This is a genomic window from Agrobacterium tumefaciens, assembly GCF_009649785.1.
Lineage (GTDB): Bacteria > Pseudomonadota > Alphaproteobacteria > Rhizobiales > Rhizobiaceae > Agrobacterium > Agrobacterium tumefaciens.
This window is the reverse complement of sequence record NZ_WJOK01000001.1, coordinates 1-24,860: the sequence shown is the minus strand read 5'-3', so window position 1 is coordinate 24,860 and position 24,860 is coordinate 1. Positions and strand designations below refer to the sequence as shown.

The window sequence follows — 24,860 nt, the reverse complement described above, 5'->3', positions numbered from 1 at the left end:
CGGCCTCCGCTCTGAAAAACGCGGAAACACACTAGAGAGCAGCCGGTATAATTCCTCAACCTTAGTTGAGGTCAATAGGATGGATGGCAAAAAGAGGCGCCCATCGGGCGCCTCTGAATTCACAAATATCGCGGATCAGAATTTGGCGGTCATGCTGATCCAGAAGCGGCGGCCTTCCATGACCGTGTTGAAATCGTCAGCGCCGACTTCCTTGTCGAATACATTGTAAACCGCCGCGTTGAGATCGACATTTTCGGCCACCGCATATTTCGCCCCGATGTCGAGGGTGGTGTAAGCGTCATATTTACGCCCGGCCTTGCCGTTGATCGTAACCGGTTTGCCGTTCGTACCGATGCGCGGACCCGCATTGATTTCCGATCCGTGATAATTCACCGAGGCCCAGGCTTCCAGCCCGTCCACCGGGGTGACCCATTCGCCTCTCAGATTGGCCATGTGCTCGGGTGTCCGCGCCAGCGGAAAACCCTCGTAATCGCCCGTCTTCTGTTCGGAATGCATATAGGTATAGTTGCCGCGCAATGTCAGTTCCGGCGTCGCATACCATGCTGCCGTCAGTTCTATGCCCTGAATGACCGCATCGTCGATATTATAATTGTACCAGAGGCGATAATTGCTATCTTCGCTCCAGCGGGCAGGCGTTCCATCCGGATTGAGCACCAGCGCGTTGGAAATCTTGTCCTTGAAATCTGTGTAGAAATAGGTGGCACCGAGGGCAACATCACCATTGTCCCAGAGTGCTGCCAATTCATAACTCGTGCTTTTTTCCGCCTCCAGACCCGGATCGCCGATGATCACGCCGCAGGTACCGTTCGAGGCATAGGTGCACCCACCGCCGCCAGTCGTATAGGCGTAACCCGGTGCGATCTGGCGGATCTCCGGTGCGCGGAAACCTGTTGAAATGCCGCCCTTGATCGTAAGATCGTCGGTTGCGCTCCAGACGCCGTAAAGGCGCGGGCTGAAATGATTGCCATATTTTTCATGGTTATCCAGACGAAGGCCGCCCGTCAGCGCAAAGCTATCGACGATGCGCCATTCATCCTCGACGAAGAGCGCCCATTGCGTCGCCGAGAAAGTTTCGTCGCGACCGGTACGGCGTCCCGGATTCTGGTCCTTCAGCTGTGCCTCGAAATATTGACCGCCGGTGACGAGCGTATGGTTGCCGAACAGTTCGAACGGCGTGGTGAACTTGCCGTCGAGAACGCTATTGCGAACCTCCGGCGAGCGCGGATTTTCAGTGACGCGTCCCGTGCGAAAGTTTCTGGTGAAGTTGGTGCGCTCGGCCCATTCCTGCTGGAAGGAGAATTCAGACGTGGTCGGTCCCCACCGGCCGGTATGCGACAATGACCAATGGTCGCGCGTATTGGTGTTGTAGGTGCCGTCTGCATTGGCTGCCAGCGTCTCGCCGGACTCGGCATCGCGGCGCAGCCGTGCTTTGCCAGCCTCGAGATAGATGTCGTGATCCTCATTCGGCGTGAAGGTCAAACGTCCATTGAAATCATATTCCTTCGCGCCCGTCGTACCATTCAATATGCGGTCTTCGCCGCGCGTGAAGCCCCTGCCCCAGATCTGCAGCCCCAGCCGGTCCTTCAGGATCGGCCCATTGGCATACCAGGACACCTGACCGCTATTGCCGAATTTTGAATGTTGCTGAACCGTACCCTCGCTGGTGACGGAACCAGACCAGACATCGCCAACCTTGCGGGTGATGATGTTGATGACGCCGCCCATGGCATCGGAACCGTAAAGAGAGGACATCGGGCCGCGCACGACCTCGATGCGTTCGATCGCCGAAACCGGCGGTACGAAACTCTGTTCGAAGCCGGAATTACCATTGGTACGGGCATCGCGCGTGCTCTGCCTCTTACCGTCAACCAGGATCAACGTGTAAGCGCCGGGCAATCCGCGAATGAAAATATCCTTCTCATTGGCAATGCCGGTGACAGACACGCCCTGAACTTCGCGCAAGGCGTCTGTCAGATCGCGGTAAGACCCCTTTTCCAGATCTTCTCGCGTCACAACCGTGATGCTGGCCGGAGCATCCTTTACATTCTGCTCGAAGCCGGACGCGGTCACCACTATCTGCTGAAGAACGGTGGTTCCGTCGGTCGCCTGCTGCGCGACAGCAGGCAAGGCAACGCTGAGCGCCGTTCCCGCCATAGCGACGGAAATGCCAGCCTTTATTATCGTCGCGGCCATATCCTGCCCGCCGTACTTCAATTCCATGTTACGCCCCCGCATTTAACTTGAGAATTTACCCCCACTTATTTAGGAGGGAGGTCTGGCGCAACGCGTTTGTTTTCGAACAGTTCTAAATTCCAGAAATTGCAAAAAGGCCCCCTCTAATCGGGGGCGGGGTAAAAAAACAGCAAGATGACAACCGGCAAGAGAAAAGAAGAACCAGCTTCCCCGACAAAGCCCGACAGGCTTGGTCAGCTGAAACTACTTGTCGCGTTCGATGCGTTGTTGCGGGAAGGAAGCGTCAGCCGCGCAGCGGCAGGCATGGGACTGCCGACATCATCGATGAGCCGGATATTACAGCAGCTACGCGAGAAATACAGCGACCAGCTGTTCTTACGCACCGGCCAGGGTTTGCGACCCACCCCCTTTGCCGAGACCATGCGGCTGCGCATTCGTTCGCTGGCGGCGGAGGCGGAAAACCTGATCGATTATTCACAGGAAAAAGCGGCAGCTCCCGCCGCCGCCAATGTTAGCGGCTGGGAACGGCCGGTGCTGATGAAGGCGCCGCCTCTTTCGCTGCGCCCCAGCGTTCTTCTGGAAGGTCAGCCGACACCGGAAAATATAGCGGACCGCCTTGCCCGCATCGGCCACAATGCCGATCCGCAGCACAGGCTCGCCAAATATATAGCGACCTCGGCGATGGGCATCGGCAACAGCCGCCCGCTCAGCCAGCAAGAGGCGATGGACGCGCTTTCGATCATTCTCGAAGGCGATGCAGATCCCATACAGATAGGAGCGCTGCTTGCGACCATGCAATATCGCGGTGTGACCGCGGCAGAGCTTGCCGGTTTTATCGAAGCCATGTGGGGCCATATAAAAAGAGACCAGCAAGCGCCCGCATCGGTCGATCTCGACTGGCCGGCCTATATGTCGCCCAAACATCGCGATGCACCCTGGTTCCTGCATTCCGCGCGTCTCGTTTCCATGGCGGGATATAGCGTCTTGTTACACGGCCATGTGGGCCAGGGAGAAAATGGCGGTAAGCTCGAACTCGCCGCTGAAGCCTGCGGCATACCGCTCTGCCATTCACTTTCGCAGGCGGCCAAGGCCACTGCCTCGCAAGGGATCGCCTATCTGCCGATCGGTGGACTATCGTTACAGTTTCAGAGCCTGCTTGGCCTGCACGGCATTCTGGAAATGCGCCTGCCGCTCAATACGGTCGTGCATCTTCTCAATCCGCTTCGCGCCAGAAGCACCATTATCGGCGTCGCCCGCCCCTCCTATCAGGAGCTTCATCGCGATACGGCGCGGCTGCTTTCCGTCGAGAGCCTTGCCATTCTCGGCAATACGCGGGATTTCGCGCAATTTACTCCCTTCCGCAGCACCCGGATCTTCGGTCTTTCCAGGGGCGAAGATGTCGAGTTCGTCATTCCGGCCCGCGAAACCCCACCGGCCGAAATGCCGACCATGTTCACCACCTTCGAATATTGGCGCGCCGTCTGGACGGGGGCGGCCAGAGACGAGAGAGCGGAAACCATCATCGTCTCCACCGCTGCCATCGCCCTGATGCTGGTCAATGATATGGTGCTGCCTTTCGATGAGGCCTATGCCCGCAGCCTGAGGCTATGGAACGACAGGGCACGCAATTTCGCCACTGCCTAGGCGTTGGCGACTGATTTTTTCAGCGCCAGATATTCCCACAGCGCCACCAGCAGCAAAATCCCCGTGCTTGCCAGTTGCAGCGCAAAAAGCGGCACGCCCGGCACCGGCAGAAGCAGGCAGAGCGCCGCTACTCCGGCAAAATGCGAGATCGGCCGCTGATAGGTGGCAGCAATCTTGACGCCGATATTACCGGCTAGAAACAGGATCGGGCCGCCAAGAATGGCGAGTGACTCCCTCATCGTCGTCCCTTCATGGGCATGGGACAGGCTGAAATCCTCTCCAACTGCCGTAAGGATGATGCCGGCCACGATAGGCAGATGGCCATAGTTGAAAAGATTTTGGGCGATCTTCGCTTTCTCGTCGGCATGTTCGGCCTTTCTGGAGGCCTCTTCCTGCCCGTGATGGAAATAGATCCACCACATTGTGACGGTGCTGACGAAGGCCGAACAAAAGACGATGAATGTGAGGCCGGAATTCATATATTCCGTGGCCGTGCGGCCGGTGGTTAGGATCGTTTCCCCGAGACAGATGATGACGAAAAGCGCACAGCGCTCCGCAAGGTGCTCGCCGGAAAGATGCAGCTTATCCGCATCGCTTGCTTTCAATCCCGGGACGACATAACGACAAGCGGGTCCGGCATATTCTATCGCGAGCGCTATACCCCACAGGATGATTCGATCCGTCAGATCGACAAGCCCACCAGCCAGCCAGAACAGGCTCGATACGACTAGCCAGATCGTCACGCGCACAAAAACCAGAAAAGACTGCCTGTCCTCTCCCTTGAAGGCATAAAGTGCAAACAGGCTCCGTCCCACCTGCATGGCACTGTAGATAAGGGCAAACACGAAACCCTGTTCCGCAAAAGCCTCCGGCAGCGCGATGGCCAAAAGAACCCCGCCGAACATCAGGACGAAAAGCAGAATCCGGACAGGCTCCTTTTCGGTATTCAGCAGGTTGGTGATCCAGGTAGTGTGTATCCACAACCACCAAAGTGACAATATCAGTATGCCCGCCTCAAGCGCCGCTGTCGGTCCGAAGTCCTTTGCTAGCGCATGGGAAAGCTGAATGAGCGCGAAAACGAAAACCAGATCGAAGAACAGTTCAGGAAAGGTCGCCTTTTCTGCTTCGTGCCCGTCCTGTTTGATCCAGGTTTGCGCATCCGGTTTCTGCCCGGACGTTTCGCTTTCGGTTCCCATTCTGCCCCTGTTCGTCAATATGAAATATTGCGATCGCGTTAGCGTTGCGCTTCAGCCGAAGAATTAACATTCGAGTCCCGGCCGGGAAACTGCAGCGCCCGCGCATTGTCGGGATAAAAACGCGGTCCTACCAGACGCACTGTCTTGCCGGAGACATCGGTAATATAATTCGATGCGGTCGCCCCAGGCGAGAATTCGGCGCTACGGGTCTTGGTCGGTTCCAATATGCTGACCTCTAGAGGCTGAGCAAATATCGGGTGGCTCGTCGCGGAGATGACAATTGTCGCGATAAAGAGGGACTTGGAGAACATCGGCACATCCTGTCACAATTGACTGCGCCATAAACAGCCCTCGCCCGGTTTGGTTCCAGCCGTCTTTCAGCTGTCCTCGTCCAGATAGGTGCGATATTGCACATAGTCTGAACTTGGTTGCCCGTCGATAATTTCCGGCGGCCGCCCCTCACCTCCGGTTAAATAACCGGCATCTTCAAGTCCCGCCTTCAAGAGCTTTTCGATGGCGGTATGTCGAGGCAAGGCAATGTCCGCCATGTAAACAGCGACAGCCAGCTCCATATCGTCTGGAAAAACCATAGGCTCACCGCCCCCTTCCCACATAGGTAGGGAAACGCACGATCTTAAGGAAGGTTCAGTTCCAACATAGTGCCATATCGAAATCTCGGCATTACCCCGGTCTAGTCACGCAAGAAACGCATAAAAATCACGCTTTTCCTGCCCGTATCATCGCACTACCGCTAAAAGATACCCGGACTCAAGCGATTGAAACCAATCATGGAATAACTCAAACGAAAGTCAATCAAGGCTTAACTTTCATTACTTTGCATTAACCATAGGGACTCCTGCCAGCGCAGTCTGTTTGTAAACACTGGCAGCCTCACAGCGAATCTTCGGAGTCTTGCAGAAACAGCGTCAATGTAGCTGCAGACTGGGAGTTCGGCAAGCCGACGCCATTTTCTGTTCGTCCTCAAGAACTCATACGGCCATGCTTCTCTCTATCCCGTCAGTTCGACCCCGCAGTTGCGCCAGAAGCATGGCCTGAAGATCAAACCCGCCCTCATGGGCCTTACGGGTGAGATTGCGCAGATATCCGCCCAGCGAGCTGATCTGGTCCGCCTTTTGCAGCAGGCAGGCAAGAATCGCCGCTGTTCCCTGTCGACCGAAAGTGGTGAGGGCGTCCTGGTAGGCCGACTGGCTAACGTTGAACATGGTTTTGATGACTGATGTCGCCACTTCCAGATCACGCCATCCAGTCACTGCTCCTCCGGGTGCATAGAGGGAAATGTCCGGGCAAGCCTTCACAACCAAAACAATATCAGGAACAAAAAATTGCTTATGAAGAACAGGCTTTGGCTGTTGCGATGACGGTTTTGCATTGACGGGTACGGCGTATTCTGGCTGTACGACTGTCGTGTCGGCAGGTGCGACGATTACCGGTTCACGCAAATTTTGCGGTTTAGATATAGATTCGGATTCTGAATTCTTTATGAGGCGCTCATTTTGGCAGTCATTGCCGCCCGATTTCTCCGAATTTTCAATATTTTCCAGATAGTTGGTCACTTCTGCACGCAGGGAGACCAAAAATCCGGCGATTTCCTTGAGTTCGACAGGCTTTGAATTACGGCCGAGAGACCGGGCAATGGCATTGTAGCGCGCCTGGAATCCTTCTGACGTTACGACTTCACCGCTGGCGGCTATCATTTCGCAAAGCTTCTGGATATCGCGGCGGCACAGGCTGATGTTTTCACGAAGCCGCTGAAGGTCGAGCCGCTCGCGAACGATGCGTTCGGCGAGTTCCTCGATTTCCGATTTGCGGGCGAGAAGCGGTGCCAGCGAAAAACCATAGGCTTCGCTGATTTCCCCGCCCCTGTGCTTACGGGCGTAGCGTTTTCCGTTCGGACTATCCTTGCGGATGATGAGACCGGCCTCGACGAGAGCCGAGAGATGGCGGCGCAATGTCTGTTCTGCCATTCCATGTGCTCGCAATGACAATTGCGTATTCGACGGAAAGACGACCAATCCGGCTTCGCTGGAGAGTTCATTTTTCGGATAAAAACTCAGAAGGGCGTTCAAGACCGCGAGAGAACGATCGGTCACGCCGAGCAATGGTCTGGCTTCACAGACCGAACGGTAGAGTTTCCATTTATCGACCGCCTCGGTCTTTTTGTTTTTCTGTGCGGCAAACTGAGTTGCGAGGACGCCAAACGACATCGCTCGCCGCCCAAAGGGCGTCGTTACACATGTGCTGTCCATGTCTTTCACCTTTCACAAGGCAAAAGAAAATCGCTCACCGAAAAATTCGATGCCAAGACTCTTGACTATGATTCGCGGAAATGAGATTCTTTGGTTGCTTAGATCAAAGAAAGGCTTCCGTGCGGCAACGTTCGGGGGCTTTTTTCTTTTGTAATGCGTCTCCTGTTAGTCGTTGGTATTAACAATCACTGCTTGGACCGGTATTCGGCAAACAGCGCCTGAAGGTGTTCCAGAACGAAATCGGCAAATTCCGGCGCCTCGTTCTTGTCGATGGATATATCCAGCTTGCGGTCGCTTTCGACCACCTTTGCCAGTCTGCTGCCAGTTTCCGAAGACCAAACACCGGCTTTCTTTGCCTGTGCCTTGGGTTTCAGAAAATCCAGAAGCGACTTGAAGCGTTCTTCGGACGGAAGAGCGGCAACGGATGGCTCCCTTACATAAGCGCGCGCAGCTTCCTTGACCTGTGACGAGGAGAGCTGATCTGCGAGATCCATCCAGTTACGGCGACCGACGGTGGGTGCTGGACCAATAAGATCGATCAGATCCTCGGGAATGCGACCGACAACCGATAGCATGTTGGAAAGATCGCCCTTGTGCAGGGACATCGCCGCCATGATCGTATCACGCGGAAACCGCATCTGCAGTTTCTGGGCGAAGCGCGCCTTTTCGATATAGGTTAGGTCACGGCGCTCGTTGTTTTCCTGTCCCTGGGCGACAACCAGCTGTTCGTCGCTGAGATCGCGAACCACGGCCTTGACCGGAATACCCAGGTTGGAAACGGCGCGCAGACGGCGATGGCCAAATGCGACCTGATAACGTCCCGGAAATTCGGGATGAGGGCGCACCAGAATGGGAACCTGCTGGCCCTGCTCACGAATAGCCTCCACCAGGCCTGCATCCGCCTCTTCTGAGGCTGGCATGCGGTCGGGTATGAAGGACGGATCGATATCAGCAGGATTGAGCGAAACGATCGTAAGGCCCTCTGCGAGCCGTTTTTCGATCTCTTCAGCACGCTTGGAGCGTTCCGACACTTCGTTCAGAGACTGGCCGATCATGCCGACTGGCGAGTTCGACACATCCGTCACCAGTTCGGGAGAACCGAGGATGGGTCTGACACGCGGACGGGACCGCTCGGGAGTGGTATCGTTGTCTGTGCCTGGCGTGCCAAGATTGGCGAAAATCTGTTTTCTGCTCATGCTGCCCTACCCCACGCTTTTTTAATCAATCCCTCGATTTCAGCGTTCACGTTGTTCATGGCTTCCAGTGCGCGGTCATAGGTGGAGCGCGTGAACTGGGTTCTTTCCACCTCGAAAAGCGTCTGGTTGGTCAATCCGGCATCCGAAACGGCCGTGCTCTTCAGCATCGGGTGAATGAGGACGTTTTCACCGAAGATCGAGCGCAGGAAAGCCACCATCTGGTTCTGCGGCCCATCGCTCGGTTCGAAACGCGTGATGAGGTAACGCATCCAGTTATAATCGGAGCGTGCGCCGGCCCTGCCGATTTCAGCGAGAAGATCGCCAGTCATGGCAAGGAACTGGTTCATGGACATGACATCAAGCATTTGCGGATGAACTGTCACGAGAACCGATGTTGCTGCCGTCAGCGCCGAAAGCGTCAGGTAACCGAGTTGCGGTGGGCAATCGATGACGACGACGTCGTAGAAATTCTGGGCCTGGGCGATTGCCTGGCCGATGCGGGCGAAAAACAGCGTGTCGCCCGGTGCGCGACGCATCAGTGCGCGCGGGGTATCATGTTCGAACTCCATAAGCTCCAGATTGCCCGGAACGATATGAAGGTTGGGAATATAGGTGCCGCGAACGATCTCGGCGATCGGCCGGCGTTCGTCATCGTAGCGGATCGCGCCGTAGAGCGTTTCATTCGGGCCGACATCCATTTCGGGCTGGTGACCGAAGAGAGCGGAGAGACTGGCCTGCGGATCGAGATCGATAGCCAGGACCCTGTAACCACGCAGTGCCAGATATTGCGCCAGATGCGCGGATGTCGTGGTCTTACCCGAACCGCCTTTGAAATTCATGACGGCGATGACCTGCAATTCCTCGCCGTCGCGACGGTGGGGCAGATAGCGACGCGTGCCGCGCGCGCCCTGATCGAGAAACTTTCTGATCTCGTCCATATCCTCTACCGAATAGGAACGACGACCGGATGCCTGCGCTGCATCGAGCTCCGGACGCTCAGCGGCGATCTGACGAAGATAGGCTTCACCGATGCCAATCAGCCGGGCGGTTTCCGCCGGCGAAAAATGGCGCATACTCTTTTCGGTATGCGGCGAAAACGTATTCGCATTATGCGCCTGCAATTGGGCTGACAATGCAGCCGAATGCTGTTGTATAAGGCTCGTGAGGTCGGGTGCCCCTGCAGCAAATCTTGAGTCGGCACTCTGTGTCATGGATCTACTTTCGCTCGATATTGCAGTTGCGGTTTTTTTCGAAAAAGACGGTTTTTTCCGCAACTGAGATATAAGCGCCGATTCTCTTTTTGGCGCAATAGGCTTTTTTCCCGGATGCAGAAGTACCGCTAAGGCATTGTGGAAGAATCAGTTTTGCTTTTTGTGACAGTTTTTCGGTTAGCCGCGGCTAACTTCATCTTCGTTCTGGCTGAGACGCGGTTTTTCGACTTCCTTCAAAACTGACAAGGAGCGATCAGAGCGAAAGTTCGCCGCGGCTAACTTTGACAATCCTGCGCACCAAATGTGCAAGGCGCGATCCCGCCGGCGGAAAGTGAAGGGTAGACATTGGCAGGTGTTTAATCTCTACTCATCGACTAGAGTATCAACGGGTCCGGCGCCCACCGCCTGACCTTTCGTGCTGTCGCAGGTTGGAGGAATAAATGTCCTATGATGTCGCTATCGTCGGTTCGGGTTTCTCGGCCATCTGTACCGCCGCTCATCTCTTATCATCCCTGCCCGGGGACGCGTCGATCGCCATTGTCGGCGACGAGTCGGATTTCGGGCGCGGTACGGCCTATCGTACCGAGTTGCCCTATCACCGGCTCAATGTGCCGGCAGGGCGGATGAGCGTATTCCCCGACAGGCCGGATGACTTTCTCGATTGGCTGATGGAGAATGGGCTCGGCAATGATCCATTGGCTTTTGCCTCACGTGGCGACTACGGCCTCTATCTCAGGGACAGGCTCGCCAGCCTGCTGAGAAGCCGGGATCAGCGGGCGAGGGTGGACTTCATCCGTGCCAAGGCTTCAGCCTGTCGCTCGGATGGCAATCGCGGTTTCTCTTTTGCACTGGAGAATGGTGAGAAGCTGCGCGCTAAAAATGTTGTCTTATGTGTTGGTGTCGGCGCGGCAAGTTTGCCGGTGCAAACTCTGGCGAAAGATGACGACGCGCCGCATCGCATTATCGGGCATTGCTGGCAGTCCGGATGGCTGTCGAAAGTAAAGGCGGGGGACCGCATCTGTATTCTGGGTTCTGGCCTGACGATGATAGATCAGGTCCTGACGCTTCGAGGAAAGGGACATCGTGGCCCAATCCACGTATTGTCCCGCCGCGGACTTGTGCCGCATCCACATATCAGCCCGCCACTGTCGCCAGCTGATCCGCGCTTACCAGAAGGTTCGACCGAGATCAGCCGGTTAGTGCAGGCTCTGCGTAAGCAGGTGAACGATGGTGCGCCGTGGCGTAGTGTCATGGATGGTCTACGGCCGAAGACCCAGCTGCTTTGGCAGAGCCTGACATCTGAGCAGCGAAGCCGGTTTCTTCGCCATGCTTTGCCGTGGTGGAACATTCACCGGCACCGAATCGCGCCCGAAGTGCATAAGGCTTTTGAAAAGCTATTATCTGACGGCGTTCTAGAGATTCACGCCGGTTATCTCCGCTCTCTCGACGAGCAGGACGAGGGGATCGCCGTACTCTATCGCCGTCGGCATACGGAGACGCTTAGAGAGTTTCAGGTCGATTGGGTCGTTAATTGTACCGGAATGGAGAGGGCGGGGATCGGTCATTCACGGCTTCTTGAAACCATGCGGGACGATGGCGTACTTTTGCTCGACGCCTTTGGTCTTGGGGTCGAGGTCGATGGCCAGTCGCGCTTGTCAAACGCGGACGGGCAGATCTGGCCTGGCCTGTTTGCCGCCGGGGCGCTGACGGCGGGCCGCTTTTGGGAGATAACCGCCGTGCCGGATATCCGCGCGCAGGCGCAAAAGATTGCGCAAGCTGTCACGGACAGAGTGGTATCGGACCGGCGGGTTTCGGCACACGGTTGATGTGAAGGAAAGAACACTCGCACAGTGCCAGGTCTTGAAGAGTTTGCGCTTGAGACTGCTCCTATAAATTTTCAGATACTGAGGTTTGCCGCGGCTAACCTCTCTATTTCTCTCATCGGGCAGCCATCCGAATGTACCGGGCTTCCTCATTACGCGATAGAGCTAAGGGTTAGTGAGAGCCGTGGCTCAGCCAATAGCCGCTTCCATAGATCGCGACAGACAATGGGTTTTGAGCCTCATTATTCGGTTCGACAACGTGCGGCGATACGAATAGCTCACCGTGACGTCCATCCGTCCGCGAGTTGATGATTTACACAATTGCTAAATTATTTACATCACTTATGGAATATTGATGCAAAACGAGCTATTTAACCCTTAAAAATATGATTTCTATGAAAATTATTTGCGAGGCATCTATGGAAAAGCAGAAACTGGTACGATTCGAGACGGCTGACGCTCAGGCTGGCGGACAGCGCAGGCCTTTTGCCAAGGCCGTGCGGGCCGGTGATTTCGTCTATGTGTCTGGACAGGTGCCAACAGTCGATGGTGAAGTAGTAACTGGCGGCATTGTGGCTCAGACCGAGCAGGTTGTGGCCAATATCATGGATGTTCTGGCGCTTGCGGATTGTACACTTGCCGATGTCGTCAAGGTCAATGTCTGGCTGGATGATGCTCGGGATTTTTCGAGCTTCAACGCGGTCTTCCAGAAATATTTCATCGACCATCCACCGGCACGTTCAACCGTGCAGTCGCCCCTGATGGTCGATGCGAAGGTTGAAATGGATGTTATCGCCTATAAGCCACTGGTTTGATTGCCAATTTCCGATTCTGAGAGCGTTTGACGATGACCTACCCCTGGCCTGACGAAGGCACCCCACTCGATGCGATCTCGACGCCGATGCCCGTGATCGACGAGGACCGACTTGCCGCAAATATTGCGCGGGCGCAGTCCTATCTTGATGGACATGGCATGGCTTTTCGCCCCCATATCAAGACACATAAGATACCAGCCATTGCGAAGCAGCAGCTTCAGGCGGGCGCCATCGGCATCAATTGCCAGAAGGTCAGCGAGGCGGAAGTTTTCGCGGATGCCGGTTTCGACGACATCCTCATTACCTACAATATCCTCGGCGTGGCGAAACTCTCGCGGCTGAGGGCATTGAATGCGCGTATAGGGCAGCTGAGCGTGGTTGCCGACAGCGCCGTGACGATTGCCGGCCTTGCCGGCACATTCGATGCGGAAAGACCGCTTTCCGTTCTTGTCGAATGCGATACCGGCGGAAAACGCTGCGGTGTGCAGACCCCGGACGCCGTGTTGCAGCTTGCAGGAAAGATCGTCGCGGCACCGGGTCTCAATTTCAAGGGCGTTTTGACCTATCCGGCACCCGGTGGCGCTGAAAAGGTGGAGAACTTCATTCGGGAAACCATGGCGTTGCTTGCGGAAAAGGGCATCGACTGCCCGGTTCGCTCCAGCGGCGGCTCACCGGATTTTTTCTCTGCTCACCTCGTTCCCTCCGCAACCGAATATCGGGCGGGCACATATGTATATAATGACCGTTCGATGCTGCGTGCCGGACATTGCACCGCTGGCGACCTGGCAATGCATGTTCTTGCCACAGTGGTGTCGCGACCGACAGCTGATCGCGCTGTGCTCGATTGTGGCTCCAAGGCTTTGACCTCCGATCTCCTTGGGTTCAGCGATTACGGGCTGATTGAAGGGTATGAAGGCGCGAAAATCATGTCGCTTTCGGAAGAACATGCGGTGGTCGATTTGTCGGGCTGCACATCGGGCCGGCCGGAAATCGGTGAGCTGGTCAAGGTTGTGCCGAACCACACCTGCGTCATTACTAATCTTTTCGACAGGATGGTTTTCCATCGAAACGGTATCGTGACGCGGGTGGAAGACGTCACAGCACGCGGCACCGTCTGGTAACATTACCCGGCTAATTAAATTGCAAAAAAATGCTGCTGAAAAGCGGGCATCGGCAACGAGAATGACAGTCATGCGCATATTCACGGCATCGCTTGCCACCGAAACCAACACGTTTTCACCCGTCCCGACGGACATGGACGCCTTTCGCGCGGCTTTTTACGCTGGGCCCGGCGAACATCCGGAAACGCCGACACTATGCTCCTCACCGGTACCAATTCTGCGCCGGCGCGGCAAAGCGGAAGGGTTTACGGTAATCGAGGGTACCTCCTGCTGGGCGGAACCGGCGGGCCTGATACAGCGCCAGACCTATGAAACGCTGCGCGATACGATACTTGCCGAGCTTGCCGCCGCCCTGCCGGTCGACGCGGTAATTCTTGGTCTCCATGGCGCCATGGTCGCGCAGGGTTATGATGATCCGGAAGGCGATTTCCTGTCACATGTCCGCACGCTTGTTGGTCCCGACGTACTGATCGCGGCGGAATTCGATCCCCACAGCCATTTGACCCCTTTAAGGGTCCAAAATCTCGATATAATGGCGACGTTTCTGGAATTCCCGCATACGGATTTTGAGGAACGTGGTGAGCACGTCGTTGAACTGGCACTTCGCACCCTGCGCGGAGAAATCAGGCCGGTTATTTCCACTTTTGATTGCCGCATGATCACCATTTACCCCACCAGCCGCGAACCGATGCGTTCTTATGTTGACCGTTTGAAGGCTTTGGAGGGTAAGGACGGCGTGCTGTCTATTTCCGTCATTCACGGTTTCATGGCAGGCGATGTCCCAGATATGGGCACGCGTATCGTCGTCGTGACAGATAATGACAGGGCAAAAGGTGACGCAATGGCCGAAAAACTCGGTCATGAGCTTTACGCCATGCGCAAGTTGACTGCCATGCCGATGCTCGACACGGAATCGGGTCTCGACAGGGTTCTCGCCATTCGAAGTGAGCATCCGGATATGCCGGTCGTGGTGTCGGATATATGGGATAATCCCGGTGGCGGCGTTGCGGGTGATGCCACCCATATTCTGCGGCGCATGGTGGAGCGCGGCATGGACAATATCGGTGTGGCAACGATCTGGGATCCGATTGCTGTGTCTTTCTGTCACGCGGCAGGCGAGGGGGCGGAGATTGATCTGCGTATTGGCGGTAAATCCAGTCCCGAAGGTGGCGAGCCGCTCGATTTCCGGATCAGGGTCATGCGCACTGCAGAAGCAGGGTGGCAGAGTTTCCGAAACAGCCGCGTCACGCTCGGCCGCGCCGCCGTCGTTCGACCGGTCGGAACGGAAATCGATATCATTCTCATTACCAGCCGCACGCAAACTTATGAGCCGGATATCTTTTCCAATCTCGGCATCGATTTTGCCAGGAAAGACGTGCTGCTGGTGAAGTCCACCAACCACTTCCATGCGGGTTTTGCGCCGGTCGCTTCCGAGATCGTTTATATCGCCGCGCCCACTTCCTATCCGACCGATCCGGCCACAACCGCCTATCGCAAGGCAAGCCTCCAGCTATGGCCACGGGTGGCCGATCCGCTGGGGTTGGACTGAGGCAGCGGCGCTTCAGATATCTTGTAGCGTGATCAGAAAGAATATGCCTTCACCATGATCTGCCTCGATGGTGAAGGGCACGCTTTCCGTGATGAAAACGCTATCCAGCTTCTCCAGCCGGGCTGTGTCGTTGTTGACGGCGACCGTCAGAGGATCGAGCGCGAGGATCAGCCTTGTTCCCGTTGCCGCCTGCATCGAGCGGCTGCCGGATAGTCTTTGCACGCTGTGGGCGAAGGATGAGCGGCGGGTCATGACGTTCAGGTCGACGATCGCGCCGTCCATCAGGGTCGCATCTACGGGAACATCGGCGGCAAAGGGCAGGGGGGTACTCTTCGTCGTCAGCGCCACCGGCTCATGACCCGAAATAGCAAGTTCAAGGCCGTTTCCCTCGATAATCGCAAGCGTGCGGTCTATGCCGGGGAAGCTGGAAAATGGCCCGTCCTGAGCAACGGTCGCCATGCTGACGCGCCAGTCGAATGCATCCACGGAAGCACCCGGCGGATGGATGGCGATTTCCACCGTAACGCCGCCGCCATTTTTCCACGGCATGGTTTTGTATTCGGAAGCGCGTAATATTCTCATGTGATGTCCAGAATCGGGTCGTTAAGGGGGCGGGGGCGGAAGTTTATGATCCGCGATCATTCTCGATGCGTCGCTCAATCGTTTTTTGGACCGCCTTTAAATCGGATGGCCGGCCGGCAACCTTTTCGATCGCGGCAATGGCAAGGTCACTGGCGACATAGTCAGATTTATGCCCGAGATTATGCACGACGATCAAAGTGGAGCCGCGAATATCTCTGGCCAGATGACGGGAATGCACCTCTGGCGAGACGATCGTGTCCGTATCACCGGTTATGATGACGGTTGGTGCCGTGATGCGCCGATACTCCGAGGAAGCTCCACGCGCCCATTCATTGAGAGCCGCGACCTCCTGCGCATTGTGCCGAAAGGCCCTGGGCCGCAGGGCCGCCACGGAATGCGTTGCTTCCACATAACCGGTGGGTCTGGAATTGGGTGCAAAAACACCGCGCGTTGCCTGATCCAATGCCAGGAGGCCGGCGGGCGGAGCAATGAAGGTGCTGAACAGCGGACCGGTAAAGGGCGCATTTGCCGCTGTGTAATACCAGGCGATGCCGCCCTCCCACGGATAGACAGCGGGAGAAAGGAATACGAGGCCCGCGACCATCTCCGGATGACGGACCGCAAGCGATGCCGCGATGGCGCCGCCAAAGGAATGTCCGACGATAATCGCTCTCGGGACGCCTCGCTTTTTCATAAGCTGGGCAATGGCGTCCGCCTGTCCATCCGGGAGAATATTTGCCTTGCCGCCGATATCCGAATTGCCGTGCCCTGGCCTGTCGACAAATAGCAGTTTTGCACGGCCTCTGAGCTTTTCGAGAAACGAAAACATCGGATCATAGAGACTGGCGCTTGCGCCGTGAATGAAGAGGATCGGCGGAAGCTCGGCGCTTTTTCCCGGCTCGACCAAGATGCTGTTCAGCTTGTAGCCGCCCACATCGATCCGCACGGGAACATTTTGCTGCTTTTCGGACGCCACGGCATTCGTAGCGGAAACCGGAAGAAGTGCCCCGAGCAGGAGGGTAAAGGCAAGCGGAAGGAACCTGTACGCCATTCTTTGATCTACCATGTCCTTCATGCCTGCCTAACGGTTAGCGCGGCTTTCAAACGAGCATACAGTCGGTCGGTTAAAAACAGCAACGTAAGAAAGCCGCAGACAGACCAGAAGTTCCACCGGCCGCCGACAGCGGCGTCGAAACTGATGCGGCACCGCTGTCGGCACTGTACGATGGGTGGATCGCGGCTCTCTTCCCGGATCAGATAAACGGCGCAGCCTGAAGACTGCGCCGAGTTTTTTCTTTAGTTACCGAGAATGCCGGGCAGTCGCAGGCCCTGCTCTTTTGCGCATTCCACGGCGATTTCGTAACCGGCATCGGCATGGCGCATAACGCCGGTTGCCGGGTCGTTCCACAGCACGCGCTCTATGCGGCGGGCCGCGTCATCGGTGCCGTCGCAGCAGATGACCATTCCGGAATGCTGGGAAAAGCCCATGCCGACACCGCCGCCGTGGTGGAGGGAAACCCATGTCGCGCCGGATGCGGTATTGAGCAGCGCGTTCAGCAGCGGCCAGTCGGATACGGCATCCGAACCGTCCTGCATGGCTTCGGTCTCGCGGTTCGGCGAGGCGACGGAGCCGCTGTCGAGGTGGTCGCGGCCGATGACGATCGGAGCGCTGAGCTCGCCGTTCTTGACCATTTCGTTGAAAGCAAGACCGAGACGATGGCGATCACCAAGGCCAACCCAGCAGATACGCGCCGGCAGGCCCTGGAAGGCGATGCGCTCGGCGGCCATATCAAGCCAATTGTGCAGGTGCTTGTTGTCGGGCAGCAGTTCCTTCACCTTGGCGTCGGTCTTGCGGATGTCTTCCGGATCACCCGATAGTGCCGCCCAGCGGAACGGGCCGACGCCGCGGCAAAACAGCGGGCGGATATAGGCCGGAACGAAGCCCGGGAAGGCGAAAGCGTTTTCCAGCCCTTCTTCTTTTGCCACCTGGCGGATGTTGTTGCCGTAGTCGAAAGTCGGTATGCCCATGTCCTGGAAGGCAATCATCGCTTCGACATGTTCGCGCATCGAGGCACGGGCAGCTTTTTCGACGGCTTTCGGGTCGCTCTCGCGCTTTTCCTTCCACTTGGCCATCGTCCAGCCCTTCGGCAGATAGCCGTTGATCGGGTCGTGCGCTGAGGTCTGGTCGGTTACCATGTCTGGACGGATGCCGCGGCGGACCATTTCCGGCAGGATTTCAGCCGTGTTGCCGAGCAGGCCGACGGACTTCGCCTCACCGGCGGCTGTCCAGCGCTCAATCATCTCCATCGCCTCATCAAGAGTTTCGGCGCGGGCATCGACGTAGCGGGTGCGCAGACGGAAATCGATCGAATCGGGATTGCATTCAATGGCAAGGCAGCAGGCACCGGCCATCACGGCGGCAAGTGGCTGGGCGCCGCCCATGCCGCCAAGGCCGCCGGTCAGAACCCATTTGCCTGTGAGATCGCCATTATAGTGCTGACGACCGGCCTCGACGAAGGTTTCGTAGGTGCCCTGCACGATGCCCTGGCTGCCGATATAGATCCACGAACCGGCGGTCATCTGGCCGTACATGGCAAGACCCTTTTTATCCAGCTCATTGAAATGATCCCATGTCGCCCAGTGCGGCACGAGGTTGGAGTTGGCAATCAGCACGCGTGGCGCATCCTTGTGGGTGCGGAAGACGCCGACCGGTTTACCGGACTGGACCATCAGCGTTTCATCTTCGTTAAGGTCGCGCAGGGTCGCGACGATCTTGTCGAAATCCGCCCAGGTGCGGGCGGCACGGCCGATGCCACCATAAACCACAAGTTCATGCGGGTTCTCGGCCACTTCAGGATCGAGATTATTCATCAGCATGCGCAGCGGCGCTTCTGTCATCCACGATTTCGCGGTCAGCTCGGTTCCACGCGCAGCGCGGACGTCGCGGATATTGTGACGAGGATTGGTCATTTGGTTCCCCTTTTGGTGTGTGCGAGTGTCAGCGCAGTCGTTTCGATGCGCGTGAGAATGTCTTTCAGGTGGATACGAAGCTTGGTGGCCTTCGCGTCGTCATAGGCAAACGGCGGTGCCTCTGTCGTTAGATGGGTGGATTGCGCCAGTTCCATCTGGATGGCGTGCACGCCGGTTTCGGGCTTTCCGTAGTGGCGTGTCGTCCAGCCACCCTTGAAGCGACCGTTGAGAATGCTGGTGTAACCTTCTGCCGTAGCGGTCGCTTCGACCGCCATTGTCTCGATGGCTGGGTCGCAGGTCCTGCCCATATCCGTACCGATGTTGAAATCCGGCAGCTTGCCTTCGAACAGGAACGGGATATGCGAGCGGATCGAATGGCAATCATAGAGAATGGCGATGCCGTGAATGGCCTTAACCCGCTCGATTTCCGCGGCAAGGGCCGCGTGGTAGGGTGCATGAAACGTTTCCAGCCGAGAGACTATGTCGTCCTGATTCGGTTCCTGCCCCTCATTCCAGATCGATTTGCCGTCGAAATCGGTTTCCGGAACAAGGCCTGTGGTGTTTTGTCCCGGATAGAGGCTAACGCCTTCAGGATCGCGGTTGGCATCGATCACATAACGATGAAAGGTGGCGCGAACCGTCGTCGCGTCGGGGAGCAGATCCGCGTAGAGACCTTGAATATGCCAGTCGGTATCGGCAAGCATCTTGCCGTTGTCGTTCAAGCGTTGCCAAATCGCTGCCGGAACATCGGTGCCGGTGTGGGGCAGGCCGAGAATGACGGGCGATGTGCCTTTTTTAATATCGAAGACGCGCATCTTACGCCTCCAGCTTCGGAAGAATGCCGTCGGAGATCACGGACACAAGAGCGCCGGTCGCAATAAGGTCGGATGCCGCCTTCAGATCCGGCGCCATATAACGGTCCTCTTCCAGTGAAGGGATCGCCTGACGCAGCACGGCGATTGCCTTTTGCAGCTCCGCGCTGGTTTTCAATGGCCCACGCAGCTCAACGCCCTGAACCGCCGAAAGCGCCTCGATGCCGAGGATGGCGAAAAGGTTCTCCGTCATCGGTAGCAGGCGGCGCGCGCCGTGGCAGGCCATGGAGACATGGTCTTCCTGATTGGCTGAGGTTGGCGTCGAATCGACCGAAGCCGGATGAGCCATCTGCTTGTTCTCGCTCATCAGCGCAGCGGAGGTGACTTCGGCAATCATCAGGCCGGAATTCAGCCCCGGTTTTTTCGATAAAAATGCCGGAAGGCCATAGGATAGAGCCGGATCGACAAGCAGCGCCACGCGGCGTTGCGCGATCGCGCCGATTTCGCAGATGGCAAGCGCCGTCTGGTCGGCGGCAAATGCCACCGGTTCAGCGTGGAAGTTGCCCCCGGATACGACGGAATTGTCGGAAAGCACCAGCGGATTGTCCGTCACGGCATTGGCTTCGATTTCAAGCGTGCGGGCTACCTGTCGCAGAAGATCGAGGCAGGCGCCGTCCACCTGCGGCTGGCAGCGGATGCAATAGGGATCCTGAACGCGCTCGTCGCCTTCGATATGGCTGACACGGATTTCGGATCCTTCCAGCAGGTTGCGCAGTGCAGCCCCCGCATCGATCTGGCCCTTGTGGCCGCGCAATGTGTGAATATCGGGATGGAACGGAGCCGAAGAACCCATGGCGGCATCGGTGGAAAGCGCACCTGTTATCAGCGCTGCCTGTGCCGCGCGGTGAGCGCGGAAAAGACCGGCAAGCGCCAGCGCCGTCGAGGTTTGCGTGCCGTTGATCAGCGCCAACCCTTCCTTGGCGGCGAGCACGACCGGGGTCAGCCCGGCTCTAGTGAGAGCTTCGCCGGCGGGCAGAAGCGTACCTTCATAGAAAGCCTCGCCTTCGCCCATCATCACGGCGGCCATATGGGCAAGCGGTGCGAGATCGCCCGACGCTCCGACCGAACCCTTTTCCGGAATGGAAGGGATGACACCCTTTTCCAGCATGTCCTCAATCAGCCGCACCAGTTCCAGCCGCACGCCGGAGGCGCCGCGACCAAGCGAAATCAGCTTCAGCGCCATGATCAGGCGCACGACATTTTCCGGAAGCGCCGCACCGACGCCGCAGCAATGCGACAGGATGAGGTTACGCTGCAGCGTCGCAACATCGGCTGCGTCGATCTTGATCGAGGCGAGTTTGCCGAAACCGGTATTGATGCCATAGACCGGCGCATTGCCGGCGGCGATCTCGGCGATGCGGGCCGCTGCTTTTTCTATGCCGGCATCGAACGAACGGTCGAGTTTCGCTGTGCCGTTATCCCAGTAGATTGCGGCAAGTTCAGCAAGGGTCACATTGCCGGGGTGAAGCGTGATAGTCATGTAGAAACCTTCTGTCCCTTGAAAATGCGGGCGTGGAGCGGGTTGAAGCCGATGCGGTAGACAAGTTCAGCCGGGCGTTCGATATCCCAGATGATGAAATCAGCGGATTTTCCTGCTTCCAGCGTGCCGGTTTCCGCAAGCAGGCCGAGCGCCTTTGCGGCATTGCGTGTGGTCGCCGTCAGGCATTCCTCCACCGTCATGCGAAAAAGCGTGGCACCCATATTCATGGTCAGCAACAGGGAAGTCAGTGGTGAGGTGCCAGGATTGCAATCGGTAGCCAGCGCGATGTCAGCGCCTGCATCGCGCAGGGCCTGAACCGGGGGCAGCTGTTTTTCCCGGAGCGCGTAAAAGGCCCCGGGCAGAAGCACGGCCACCGTTCCTGCTTTAGCCAGTGCTTTTGCACCGGCCTCATCAAGATATTCCAGATGATCGGCGGAAAGCGCACCGTAGGATGCGGCAAGCTCCGTACCGCCGAGGTTGGAAAGCTGTTCGGCATGCAGCTTGACGGGAAGACCGTACTGTTTTGCCGCCTCGAAAACCCGGGTGATTTCCTCAACGGAAAAGGCGATGCCTTCGCAAAAACCGTCAACCGCATCCGCCAGTCCTTCCGCATTGGCTTTTTCCAGCCCCGGCAGAACCACGTCCATAATGTAGTCGGCGTTACGGCCCTTATATTCGGCCGGTGTCGCATGCGCGGCCAGGTAGCTGGTGACGATTCTAACGGGCCGTAGTGTCTCAAGTTTGCGGGCGACGCGCAGCATTTTCAGTTCGGTTTCGATATCAAGACCGTAACCGGATTTTATTTCGAGGGTCGAGACACCCTCCGCCAGAAGCGTATCCAGACGGGGCAATGCCTGTGCCACCAAAGCCTCTTCCGAGAGGGCGCGCGTGTCGCGTACCGAAGAAACGATACCACCGCCCGCTTTGGCGATCTCCTCATAGGTCGCGCCATTGAGGCGCATTTCGAATTCCATGGCGCGGTTGCCGCCGAAGACCAGATGTGTGTGGCAGTCTATCAGGGCCGGGGTGATCCAGCGTCCCTCACAATCGGTTATCTCGTCGGCCGTTGCCAGGTCGGCGGGCAGATCGCTTTCAGCGCCGGCAAAGACGATGCGGTCGTTGCGTATGGCAATGGCTGCATTTTCGATAGCGCCGATGCCTTCCATGGTAGGATCAAACGTCGCCAGCCGGGCATTGCGCCACAATGCGGTAGTGTCACCCGTCGCCATTCCCTTTGTATATTTGTTCCCTGGCATTTGCTTTTCGCCTTTCTTTTATGTGTCAAATGTATATACATAATAATCATGTTGGCAAGCCGTAATTTCGTATGCGACGTGGCCTTGTCAGAAGAGATCAAGAGGAGAGGGTGGCATGACGGTAATTCACGCGGGCGCAGCACTTCTGGCCGATGGGTGGGTGCAAGATGTTCGCATCCACTGCAGGGGCGGTGCTGTTTCATCCGTCGAACCCGGTGTTTCTCCGCAGCCGCAGGATGAACGGCATGCCGTTATCGTGCCAGCCATGCCCAATCTCCACAGCCATGCCTTTCAGCGGGCCATGGCAGGGCTTGCTGAAATTCGCGGACCTGCCGATGACAGCTTCTGGAGCTGGCGCACGGTCATGTACAAATTCGCGCTGTCGATGACACCGGATCATGTCGAGGCGGTTGCTGCCCAGCTTTATATGGAAATGCTGGAAGCCGGTTTTGGACGGGTCGGTGAATTTCATTACCTGCATAACGATATGGATGGTTCACATTACGGCAATATCGCCGAAATGGCCGAACGTATCGGTGCCGCCGCCTCGCAAACGGGTATCGGCCTGACTTTGCTGCCGGTATTTTATGCGCATTCCGGTTTCGGCGGTCAGGCGCCAATAGACGGTCAGAAACGTTTCATCCATTCGCTCGACAGTTACGAAAGGCTCATGCAGGGCGCCCAAGCCGTGGTGAATGGGCTTCCCGGTGCAACGCTCGGCATCGCGCCACACAGTCTCCGTGCCGTAACTGGTGAAGAACTGGCGGCGATCGAACCGCTGGCGAAAGGCGGCCCGATCCACATTCATGTGGCGGAGCAGGTCAAGGAAATCGAGGACTCGCTCGCCTTTTCAGGTGCGCGGCCGGTGGAGTGGCTTTTGCAGAATGCGCCGGTCGATGAGCGCTGGTGCCTTATCCATGCGACGCATATGACACAAGCCGAAACTCGCCGCATGGCAAAAAGCGGTGCCGTTGCCGGCCTTTGCCCCATCACCGAGGCCAATCTTGGCGACGGCATCTTCCCCGCTCCCGGTTTCATCGCGGAAGGCGGCCATTACGGTGTCGGTTCGGATTCCAACATTTTGATCTCCGTGCCGGAAGAATTGCGGATGCTCGAATATTCGCAGCGCCTGTCGCTTCGGGCGCGAAATGTCATCGCCGATGTCGGCCGTTCCACGGGCGAGAAACTGTTCCAGCAGGCGCTTCAAGGCGGTGGCAGGGCGCTGGATTCAAAAAATCAGATAGAAGCGGGAAAAAGCGCTGATTTTGTCGCGCTTGATTGCTCGGCCGTTCCCCATCTTCCGGCATCCCAGATTCTCGACCAGTGGATGTTCGCGAGTAGCGTCCACGTCGATACCGTCTGGGTGCGCGGTAAAAAACTGGTGCAAGCGGGCCGGCACGTCCATCGCCGCGAAATATCGGATCGCTTCAACAAGGTCATGGCCGAACTTGTCGATAGCTGATATGCGCTCGATAGGAACGACATCGAGCCGTTGGAAGGCATTGCGGACGTGACGAAAGCATCGGCCGGGCAAACCCTGCACCAGCGAATCCTCGGTGATATCGAGGGCCGGATCGTATCGGGCGAATGGCCGCCGGGTCACCGGTTGCCTTTCGAGATTGATCTCGCCACCCACTACGATTGCTCCCGCATGACCGTCAACAAGGTCATGGGCCAGCTTGTGAAGGCCGGCTTGATCGAGCGCCGCAAGAAATCCGGCAGTTTCGTCCGCCAGCCGCAGATCCAGTCCGCGGTTCTCGAAATCCACGATATCAGGGCGGAAGTCGAATCCCTTGGCCTGGAATATGGCTTCAAGGTCCTGAAGCGCACACAGCGTGTCGCGAAGCGTGAGGATCGGACAAGTCTCGATATTGCCATTGGTACATCGCTGCTCGATATCGTCTGCATTCATTTTGCGGGCACGCGGGAATTCTGTATCGAGCAGCGTCTCGTCAATCTGGCAACCGTTCCCGATGCCGCTGAAATCGACTTCACGGAGATTGCACCCGGACCCTGGCTGCTTGGCCATGTTCCCTGGAGCAATGCCGAACACCGCATCAGTGCCGAAACGCCCTCGAAAGATGTGGCACGCCTGTTGGGTATCTCCGACAGGCAGGCCTGCCTTGTCGTGGAGCGGCGCACATGGAGCAATTCGGGTGCCGTCACCTATGTACGCTTCACCTATCCCGGCAATGCGCACGCTCTGGTCGCCCGTTTCAGCCCGTCTTCCGAATAAGACTGGGAAGGGCGCAATGCCTGCAATGCCCAAGAGAGCGCCCTCGTCGTGGTAGGAAAAGTCCTAGCTCCCGTCATGCAGCTCCGAAACGTTAAAATCTGTTAGTTTGTATGACTAATTTCAAACTCTCATTTAAAATCAATATTTTGAATGTTTTTTTTAGGATTTGTATTTTGGTGTGTTGACTTGTTTGTGGGTGATCTCTTATAAGTCCGCTCACTGAACGAGGGCGGCGGCGCTGCTGGCGACGAAGTCTTTCGTTCTAAAGAAATCATGTTGATGAGCTGACTGCTTGTTGTTTTCCAAGGGCTTTTGCTTTTGGGGTTTGATTTTGTGACTGCATTGAGCGGTCTGTTTTTTGACAATTGAATATGAGAAGAAAGAGAAACGTGGGCGGCGAAGCTTGCGGGGTCTGAAGGAATTCAGGC

21 protein-coding genes are annotated in these 24,860 nt (G+C 57.0%); 7 read left to right on the top strand and 14 right to left on the bottom strand.

The genetic code is table 11. The features are described 5' to 3' along the window. Positions 1-135: 135 nt before the first annotated feature. Positions 136-2,241, bottom strand: a complete 2,106-nt coding sequence (locus tag GH784_RS00105) for a TonB-dependent receptor plug domain-containing protein (RefSeq protein ID WP_065687985.1) — start codon at positions 2,239-2,241, stop codon at positions 136-138. Between the two features lie 147 nt (positions 2,242-2,388). Here GH784_RS00105 and GH784_RS00100 point away from each other — a divergent pair, with 147 nt between their 5' ends. Next, positions 2,389-3,858, top strand: coding sequence for a glycosyl transferase family protein (locus tag GH784_RS00100; RefSeq protein WP_112178536.1), 1,470 nt, complete (start codon positions 2,389-2,391; stop codon positions 3,856-3,858). Here the strand turns inward: GH784_RS00100 and GH784_RS00095 are convergent. The 6 genes from GH784_RS00095 to repA all read right to left on the bottom strand — a co-directional run bounded on the left by GH784_RS00095 (position 3,855) and on the right by repA (position 9,728). Then, positions 3,855-5,054, bottom strand: a complete 1,200-nt coding sequence (locus GH784_RS00095; RefSeq protein WP_111803334.1) for a low temperature requirement protein A — start codon at positions 5,052-5,054, stop codon at positions 3,855-3,857. The two genes, GH784_RS00100 and GH784_RS00095, sit on opposite strands and share 4 nt — an antisense overlap. Before the next feature lie 38 nt (positions 5,055-5,092). Then, positions 5,093-5,365 carry a hypothetical protein gene (locus GH784_RS00090; protein WP_003511627.1) on the bottom strand — a complete coding sequence of 91 codons (273 nt, stop codon included), beginning with the start codon at positions 5,363-5,365 and terminating at the stop codon, positions 5,093-5,095. Between the two features lie 66 nt (positions 5,366-5,431). Next, positions 5,432-5,644, bottom strand: coding sequence for a hypothetical protein (locus tag GH784_RS00085; RefSeq protein WP_013761955.1), 213 nt, complete (start codon positions 5,642-5,644; stop codon positions 5,432-5,434). Positions 5,645-6,043: 399 nt separating this feature from the next. After that, on the bottom strand, positions 6,044-7,321 hold the full coding sequence (gene repC, locus GH784_RS00080; protein WP_080670475.1) for a plasmid replication protein RepC: 1,278 nt from the start codon (positions 7,319-7,321) through the stop codon (positions 6,044-6,046). A 185-nt stretch (positions 7,322-7,506) separates the two neighbouring features. Beyond that, a complete protein-coding gene (gene repB, locus GH784_RS00075) occupies positions 7,507-8,517 on the bottom strand; it encodes a plasmid partitioning protein RepB (protein ID WP_013761957.1) in 1,011 nt (336 codons plus the stop codon). Further along, the gene (gene repA / locus GH784_RS00070; RefSeq protein ID WP_029658853.1) at positions 8,514-9,728 is read right to left on the bottom strand and encodes a plasmid partitioning protein RepA; all 1,215 of its coding nucleotides are present in this window, start codon (positions 9,726-9,728) and stop codon (positions 8,514-8,516) included. Before repA ends, repB begins: the two co-directional genes overlap by 4 nt. Before the next feature lie 440 nt (positions 9,729-10,168). Between repA and GH784_RS00065 the strand changes: the two genes are divergently transcribed. The 4 genes from GH784_RS00065 to GH784_RS00050 all read left to right on the top strand — a co-directional run bounded on the left by GH784_RS00065 (position 10,169) and on the right by GH784_RS00050 (position 15,036). Beyond that, complete coding sequence (locus tag GH784_RS00065; protein WP_153793127.1) at positions 10,169-11,554, top strand: FAD/NAD(P)-binding protein; 1,386 nt, start codon at positions 10,169-10,171, stop codon at positions 11,552-11,554. A 416-nt stretch (positions 11,555-11,970) separates the two neighbouring features. Further along, positions 11,971-12,366, top strand: a complete 396-nt coding sequence (locus GH784_RS00060; protein WP_003511636.1) for a RidA family protein — start codon at positions 11,971-11,973, stop codon at positions 12,364-12,366. 32 nt (positions 12,367-12,398) lie between these two features. Further along, the gene (locus GH784_RS00055) at positions 12,399-13,487 is read left to right on the top strand and encodes a D-TA family PLP-dependent enzyme (RefSeq protein WP_127966091.1); all 1,089 of its coding nucleotides are present in this window, start codon (positions 12,399-12,401) and stop codon (positions 13,485-13,487) included. 70 nt (positions 13,488-13,557) lie between these two features. Next, complete coding sequence (locus tag GH784_RS00050) at positions 13,558-15,036, top strand: M81 family metallopeptidase (RefSeq protein WP_127966090.1); 1,479 nt, start codon at positions 13,558-13,560, stop codon at positions 15,034-15,036. A gap of 12 nt (positions 15,037-15,048) precedes the next feature. On the opposite strand, the gene GH784_RS00045 is transcribed toward GH784_RS00050, so the two are convergent. The 6 genes from GH784_RS00045 to hutI all read right to left on the bottom strand — a co-directional run bounded on the left by GH784_RS00045 (position 15,049) and on the right by hutI (position 22,196). After that, positions 15,049-15,618, bottom strand: coding sequence for a HutD/Ves family protein (locus GH784_RS00045; RefSeq protein WP_194842938.1), 570 nt, complete (start codon positions 15,616-15,618; stop codon positions 15,049-15,051). Positions 15,619-15,661: 43 nt separating this feature from the next. Beyond that, positions 15,662-16,669 carry an alpha/beta fold hydrolase gene (locus tag GH784_RS00040; protein WP_246670439.1) on the bottom strand — a complete coding sequence of 336 codons (1,008 nt, stop codon included), beginning with the start codon at positions 16,667-16,669 and terminating at the stop codon, positions 15,662-15,664. Between the two features lie 245 nt (positions 16,670-16,914). Beyond that, positions 16,915-18,588, bottom strand: coding sequence for a urocanate hydratase (hutU, locus tag GH784_RS00035; protein ID WP_025595291.1), 1,674 nt, complete (start codon positions 18,586-18,588; stop codon positions 16,915-16,917). After that, on the bottom strand, positions 18,585-19,403 hold the full coding sequence (hutG, locus tag GH784_RS00030) for an N-formylglutamate deformylase (RefSeq protein ID WP_153793126.1): 819 nt from the start codon (positions 19,401-19,403) through the stop codon (positions 18,585-18,587). The genes hutU and hutG overlap by 4 nt, the downstream gene beginning before the upstream one ends. A 1-nt stretch (position 19,404) precedes the next feature. After that, on the bottom strand, positions 19,405-20,940 hold the full coding sequence (gene hutH / locus GH784_RS00025; protein WP_127966087.1) for a histidine ammonia-lyase: 1,536 nt from the start codon (positions 20,938-20,940) through the stop codon (positions 19,405-19,407). Then, the gene (gene hutI, locus GH784_RS00020) at positions 20,937-22,196 is read right to left on the bottom strand and encodes an imidazolonepropionase (RefSeq protein ID WP_127966086.1); all 1,260 of its coding nucleotides are present in this window, start codon (positions 22,194-22,196) and stop codon (positions 20,937-20,939) included. The genes hutH and hutI overlap by 4 nt, the downstream gene beginning before the upstream one ends. 115 nt (positions 22,197-22,311) lie before the next feature. On the opposite strand from hutI, the gene GH784_RS00015 reads away from it, so the two are divergent. Then, the gene (locus GH784_RS00015) at positions 22,312-23,658 is read left to right on the top strand and encodes a formimidoylglutamate deiminase (RefSeq protein WP_127966085.1); all 1,347 of its coding nucleotides are present in this window, start codon (positions 22,312-22,314) and stop codon (positions 23,656-23,658) included. A gap of 48 nt (positions 23,659-23,706) precedes the next feature. After that, positions 23,707-24,432, top strand: coding sequence for a histidine utilization repressor (gene hutC, locus GH784_RS00010; protein ID WP_205649994.1), 726 nt, complete (start codon positions 23,707-23,709; stop codon positions 24,430-24,432). A gap of 216 nt (positions 24,433-24,648) precedes the next feature. Here the strand turns inward: hutC and GH784_RS27265 are convergent. Then, positions 24,649-24,860, bottom strand: a 212-nt coding sequence (locus GH784_RS27265) for a hypothetical protein (protein ID WP_210251780.1), incomplete at its 5' end; no start/stop codon positions are given.